General features: G+C 65.9%; 6 protein-coding genes. 1 reads left to right on the top strand and 5 read right to left on the bottom strand.

What is annotated here, in order from left to right:
- Positions 1 to 51 precede the first annotated feature (51 nt).
- Entirely contained in the window at positions 52 to 795 is a 744-nt protein-coding gene (locus G3N96_RS37425; protein ID WP_206140349.1) for a helix-turn-helix transcriptional regulator, read from the top strand.
- Positions 796 to 1,069: 274 nt separating this feature from the next.
- On the opposite strand, the gene G3N96_RS37420 is transcribed toward G3N96_RS37425, so the two are convergent.
- From G3N96_RS37420 to G3N96_RS37400, 5 genes are all read right to left on the bottom strand, one after another.
- Complete coding sequence (locus G3N96_RS37420; RefSeq protein WP_206140348.1) at positions 1,070 to 1,960, bottom strand: LuxR C-terminal-related transcriptional regulator; 891 nt, start codon at positions 1,958 to 1,960, stop codon at positions 1,070 to 1,072.
- 200 nt (positions 1,961 to 2,160) lie between these two features.
- On the bottom strand, positions 2,161 to 3,864 hold the full coding sequence (locus G3N96_RS37415; RefSeq protein ID WP_206140347.1) for a cyclic peptide export ABC transporter: 1,704 nt from the start codon (positions 3,862 to 3,864) through the stop codon (positions 2,161 to 2,163).
- A gap of 16 nt (positions 3,865 to 3,880) precedes the next feature.
- Positions 3,881 to 4,363 carry a hypothetical protein gene (locus tag G3N96_RS37410; RefSeq protein ID WP_241023016.1) on the bottom strand — a complete coding sequence of 161 codons (483 nt, stop codon included), beginning with the start codon at positions 4,361 to 4,363 and terminating at the stop codon, positions 3,881 to 3,883.
- 54 nt (positions 4,364 to 4,417) lie between these two features.
- A complete protein-coding gene (locus G3N96_RS37405; RefSeq protein WP_226205096.1) occupies positions 4,418 to 5,080 on the bottom strand; it encodes a glycosyltransferase family 25 protein in 663 nt (220 codons plus the stop codon).
- On the bottom strand, positions 5,077 to 6,107 hold a 1,031-nt coding region (locus G3N96_RS37400), incomplete at its 5' end, for an alpha/beta fold hydrolase (protein ID WP_241023015.1). The genes G3N96_RS37405 and G3N96_RS37400, both read right to left, overlap by 4 nt.

Raw genomic sequence — 6,107 nt, 5'->3', positions numbered from 1 at the left:
TACCTCCTCCTGCCCTCCCAGTCGCCCGCCAGACTATCGACGCCTCGCTTCATCGCGTCGTCCAGCCCCGCGCTTCCGGCGCGCTCTCGATCGGCCTCCCTCTCGGCGGGGCTCGCGCCCTCTGCCCCGGTCCCGTCTCTCTTCGTCCTGTCTCACTCCACGGGGCGCGGCGCGCCGGCCGCGCACGGCGAGCGGGAACCGGCCGCGCATCCGCCGTTGAACCGGATCCTGGCGGCCTGCGACCGGCAGCTCATTCACATCAATCCGCTGTTGCGGCGTGGTAGTGGCGGTGACGTCGCGCCGCCGCGCGGGCCGGGCGGCGGATTTCAGTGCCATCTCGTGTCGGGCAAGGCGAATCGCCGCTACGTGATCTCGCTGCATCGCACGGCATCGCATCGCGACTTCTCGTTGCAGGAGATGTCGTTCCTGAAGAATTTCGCCGATACGCTGCTGCCGCTCGTCGAGTGGCATGCGTCGACGCGTCGGCACGGCAAGCTCGAATGCGCGACCGCGCCCGGTGCGACGGCAGGCATGCCCGGCGTCGAGGCGCTGCGCCACGAGTTCGAATCGCGGCTCGCGCGCGCGCGGGTCGTGCTGTCGGCGCGTGAAAACGAAGTGTGCCTCGGTCTGCTCGCGGGCAAGATGCTGCGCGAAATGGCCGGCGAGCTCGGCGTGAAGGAGAGCACGATCGAGACGTACATCAAGCGCGCCGCGGTGAAGCTCGGCATCAGCGGCCGGCACGGGCTCACGAAATGGATGATCGACGATTCCGTCCCGTGCGCGTCGGCGGCGTGACGCCGACACGCCGCCGACTAGCCGGGATGGCTGCCGCCCGCGCACGCGCCGACGCGCGTCGTCGCGGGCGATGACGACGATGTCACCGGATGCGGCAGCGCGGGGTGCGTCGCCGGCCGGATGGCCGACGTGCGACGCGAGATGGAAACCGGCGGCCGTCGTCCCATGGTGTTTCGCGCGTCGCCTGCGTCGGCGTCGCGCGTGCTGAAGGGCCCGGCGTGCCACACCTGACGCACGCGGCGCCGCCGGATGGGCCCGTTCGGGCCGCGGGCCCTCAGGTTCCGACGCGCGGCGACGCGTAGTCGCGCCGCACGCTTCGCATGCCGTCCCCGCCCGCTTCCGTCGCGGCCCCGGCCGTCTCGTCGAGCATCCAGCGCGTCAGGCCATGACGCCCGCTGAAGCCCAGCTTGACGGCGGCGCGCTTCAGGTAGGTCTCGACGGTGCTTTCGCGCAGCGCGAAACGCATGGCGATGGCGGGCACCGTGTCGCCGGCCAGCAGTGCCGTGCATGCCTCGATCTCGCGCGTCGACAGCTTGACGCCCGCTTGCCGCAGACGCTCGGCGAACCGCCGCGCCACGCGCTCCCGGCCCGATTGCGTCGCCGGCGGCGCGGCGAGCGTCACATGGGCGGCGTGCGGCGTCGCATCGAGCGCCGCGACATGGCTCTCGACGATCGGAAACAGCACGTGCGAGAGTTCCTTGAGGAAGGTCCGCTCCTGCGGCGAGAAATCGTCGAACGTACACGTGCGATACAACGAGATCACGTAACAGTGGCCCCGCTTGCGGGTCACGAGGTGGAATTGCGCGTAACGCGGCGACACGATCGCCGCCTGCATGACGATGAAGCGGTCGAGCTGCGCGTGGATCGGGCCGTGGCCGGCGAGCGTGTCGTCGACGTGCAGGGGGCTCGCCCCCGGGCGCGGCGGCATCTGCGGCCCGCAACAGGCGGCGGCCACGCCGGCCTTCGCGAGCGCCGCGCCGACCGCGCCGAGGCTGCGCACCTCGGGATGGCCGTCAGGCGCGTCGTCGACCGCCAGCTCCGCAATGCGGATCTCGTCGACGGGGACCGCCGCGGCGATCAGGTTGTACATCATTCGGGGAAAACGTCGGCTCCCGCTGCTCGAGATCGCTTCGCCGACGTGTGCGAACAATCTGCTGAACTCCATGAAAGGATTCCTGATGAGACGTTGAAGCTGCGCGTGTGCGCATGGATGCCGACGTGATTTAAACACCCGCGTGCGAATGCGTCTGTAACGGTTTGCCGGGACAGGCGCATCGCCGGTCGTCGAATCCGGTACGGCGCACGGCGAGCGTTTCGCCCGTTTGCGACGGACGGCGCGCATCGTGTCCCCATCAGGATCGCGGCTCATCCGGCGGCTTCGGCCGGGACGGCGCACACGGCCGTATCGGAGAAGATACGGCCGCTATCGAGGCGAATGACCCGATCCGCCAGCTTGAAGTACTGATCGTCGTGGGTAATGATGACGACGCATTTCCCGCGGGATTTCAGGTCGGGGACCAGCACTTCATAGAAGAATCGCTTGAAGACCGGATCCTGATCGGCGGCCCATTCGTCCAGGATGTAAATCGGACGATCCTCGATGTACGCGCAAAGCAGCGCCAGGCGCTTGCGTTGCCCGGTCGATAGCGCCCGGGTGGTCGAGTAGGTCCGGCCGGAAATCTCGATCTTGTCCGCCAGCTTCAGGGTGTCGAGGTATTTCCGGGCAAGCTCGATGCTGTCATTGCCCCGATCCGGCCCGATGATGCGATTGAACAAATGGAAATCGGTGAAGACGGCGGAAAACAGGTTTCGGTAGTGTTCCCGGGCATCGTCGTCGATGACTTTCCCGTCGACGGAAATGGTGCCGCCGGTAGGCGCATAGAGGCCGCTGAGGACCTTGCCCAACGTACTCTTGCCGCTACCGTTGCCGCCGATCACATAGACGAGTTCCCCGGCATGAATCGTCATGTTGATGGGGCCGAGCACGAAGTCGGCCGACGATTCATTGTCACGGTAGTTCATCGTCACCTCGTGCAACTCGATGACCTTCCATGACTTCGCCGCTGGCGATGCCACGGTGCCCGGACCGGGCGGCTCGTTGCGCGAGTCCTGCGTGTCGTCGATCAGGAAACCGAATTCCGCCAGCCGGGCGAGCGCGGTCTTGCCTTCGGCCACCACCGGCAGGATATTGATCAGCATGGTCAAGGGCCCCATCATGTAGAGCACCGCCAGAATGCTCGCCGTGAGGACGGACGGGTCCACGACGCCGAGCGAAGGCACGCCGAACAGCAGGAACCCGAGCAGGACCGCGACGGTGATCTGGCCGATGCTGTCGCCGCTCATGAACCAGAAGCGTTCGATGTAATTGAATCCCGCCACGCGCTTCGAGGACAGTTCGATCGCGGCCCGGGTGAACCAGCGGCGTCTCGCCCGGTTGAGCTTGAGCTCCTTGATGCCGAACACGAGGCCGTGCGTATATTCGTTGAACTGGACGAATTCATCGCGAACCCGCTCCGTGAAGTTGACCGCCTTTCGATAGAAGAACAGGTAAAGCACCAGGCCGACGAGGGTCAGGAGCATCGTCGACGCGAAGACGATCCACGAGAGATAGGCGAGATAGGCGATGCTGCAGATCAGCACGACGGATTGAACGATGATCGTCGGGATGGTGAGCAGGGTCTGGCTCAGCTGTGGAATGTCCTGTGTCAGCAGGGTCAGCACATGGGGGGCGCCGCGTCGGTCGATTTCATCGAGCGGGGTCGCGAGGATCCGCTTGCACAGGTTGACGCGCAATCTCGTCATGACTTTCATGCACGCATAGGACGGCATCACGGCGGCGCCGCTCCTGCAGACCACCGCGATGACGTTCACCGCAATGAATATCAGCAACAGCGTCCGTCGATCGGACGGGTCGTGCAGCGCGGTGCTGATCAACCCGACGCCTACGATCGACGCGATGCCGCTGACGAGGCCCGTCAGGACCGTGCCCAGCGTCAGCCAGGGATGACTGCGCCACATCAGGGTGACGGCGGAATGCCAGGGCGGCGATTTGCTTTGAGCGGAATCCATGCGTGGCCAATAGGTCTCAATTGATCAGGTGGCTGAGTTCGACATTGCTTGCCGCTGATCTCAACCGCGCCGAGGTTTCGTGCTTGCCCAGGAACGTGATGCTTTCCACGATGCCCAGCGGCGAATCGGAAAACAGGATGCAGCACTTCAGCAGGCGCTGCCCACGCGCCCAGCCGACGCTGTCGGTTGAATCGGCCACGCTCCGCAACGCGGCCTCGACCGAGGCGGCCGTCCAGTTTTCGTTCCGAGCCAGCCGCGACTCGACCTGCCGAAGAAATTGCAGGAGCGTGCGGGGATTGCTTTCGATGCTGTACATGAGGATGTAGTCGATCCGCAGTTTCTTCGTGATCAACGGAAAAATCAGGTCGATCACGCCGGCGGTCGATTCGCATTTCCCGTAAGCCAGTGAAATCGCGTCGCCGAGCTTGCAGTCCCGGTGGAGCGCATCCAGCGCGGCCTGTACGAATGCCGCTTCGAGGTCAACGGTGGTGGTTTGCATGAGGTTCAATGGCCTGTCGAGTGAGGGTTCGCGGCGAGCACGGGGCGGCAGGCGTTACCAGCCGTCCGGAATGGGCATCGAATAGGTCAGCGGCTTTTCCGGCATCACTTCGTCCATGATGTCGGAGTAGCCGGACTCCTGTCCGACCAGGTTCGGCTCGAAGCAGTAGCAATTGAACGTCTGCTGCAGGACGAGGTTGTTGCGGTCGTTGATTGCCGGCGGGTTTTCGTTGATCGCGATGAACGCGTCGTAGAGCGAGTCCCTGACGACGTACGCGTGCGCGGTGAGCGTCTCCACGGCCTTGACGATGTTCGGCGCGACGGGAATGGGCGGCGTGAAGTGATACGCGCCCAGGAACAGCATGTGCCAGTCGTCCGGTACTTGCGCGATGAACTCGGGAAAGCGCGCGGCGAACTCGGCGTCGAAGAACGCGTCGTCCTCGAAGATCAGGACTTCGCTCGCACCGGCGGCCTTCGCCTGTTTCACGGCCGCGAGATGGCTCATCGTGCAGCCGTAGTCCTGCGGACGCATGTGGCTCAACGATTCCGGCACGCTCACCTGTTTTGCATCGACGGCGGACAGCCGCTCCACCGTGAGGATGTTCTGCTCTGCGAATTTTCGTTGCATCGCTTCCCAGCGGTCGGGGCGCCGGTCCAGGTTGATGCAGACCTTGCGGGCGAAAGTATTGTCGATCGTCGGCGTTGATTTCAGTTTCATGAGGGTTGTTTTTCCAGGAACGAATTGACATGGGCGGCGAGGACGCCGGCATGCGGATCGAGCAGCATGGTCAGGTGGTCGCCGGGGACGTCCGTCACCGTGACGGGGAGCGCCGAGAAGCGGGACCATCCCCAGGTCGGGTCCAGGCGAAGCTGCGCGATCTCGGGCGACGGCGCGTAGTCGTCGGGATCGTGCTCGGTGCTGCGGAACAACGCGATCGGCACGGGCAGCGGCGTGGCCGGCGGCGCGTAGTGCGACTTGAAGTTGGCCTGATAGACGCGCAGGTACGCGCGCAGGCGGTCGGGCCCGGCGTCCGCGAACCAGCTGCCGCGGTCGCCGATCCGCGCGAGGATCAAGTCGGCCTGGCCGTCGGGATCGAGCGGGACGAGGTCGGCTCGCGTCACCTGGAGGTCGGTGCCGAGGAAGGTGCCGATTTCGTGGGCGATCGCGACCAGCCATTCGGTGTCGTCCCAGTCCTGCCAGTACGTGGCGGCCGAGCTGTCGATGGGCGCGGACGCGTCGAGGATCGCCAGCAGTTTGACGTCGGCGCCCTTGGCGACCAGTTGCCGGCTCATCTCGAGCGCCACGTGCGCGCCGAACGAGTGGCCTGCCAGATAGTACGGACCCGCGCCCACCAGCGGCCAGATGCGTTCGATATGACGGGCCGCGATGTCTTCCACGCGGGTGAGCGGTTCGCACGCGCCGTCGAGGCCGAGCGCCTCCAGCCCGTGAATCGCGTGGGCGCCGCTCAGGTGGTGCGCGAGCGGGTGGAAGTAGACCACGTTCCCGCCGGCGCCCGGCAGCAGGAAGAGCGGTGCGGCGGGCCCGCCGTCGCGAATCGGCACGAGTCCGCCGGCGGGCGCGGACGGCGCCTTCGCGGCGAGCGCCGCCGCCAGTTTCTCGATCGTGCGTGCGGCGCGGTAGCGAGCCTGCAGTTTGTCGGTGCCGCCCACGGCGACGATCCGATCGCCTTTCACGGCAACCGCGCCGTGCTCGATCACGCGCCGCCGCGGGTCCATCGTGATCA

The organism is Burkholderia sp. Se-20373 (genome assembly GCF_017104705.1).
Lineage (GTDB): Bacteria > Pseudomonadota > Gammaproteobacteria > Burkholderiales > Burkholderiaceae > Burkholderia.
The sequence above is the reverse complement of the archived record's forward strand: the minus strand, read 5'-3'. Positions and strand labels throughout refer to the sequence as shown.

Coding starts and splice junctions, on each gene's coding strand:
- G3N96_RS37420 (WP_206140348.1), bottom strand. CDS start 1,960: ATGGAGTTCAGCAGATTGTTCGCACACGTCGGCGAAGCGATCTCGAGC.
- G3N96_RS37415 (WP_206140347.1), bottom strand. CDS start 3,864: ATGGATTCCGCTCAAAGCAAATCGCCGCCCTGGCATTCCGCCGTCACC.
- G3N96_RS37410 (WP_241023016.1), bottom strand. CDS start 4,363: ATGCAAACCACCACCGTTGACCTCGAAGCGGCATTCGTACAGGCCGCG.
- G3N96_RS37405 (WP_226205096.1), bottom strand. CDS start 5,080: ATGAAACTGAAATCAACGCCGACGATCGACAATACTTTCGCCCGCAAG.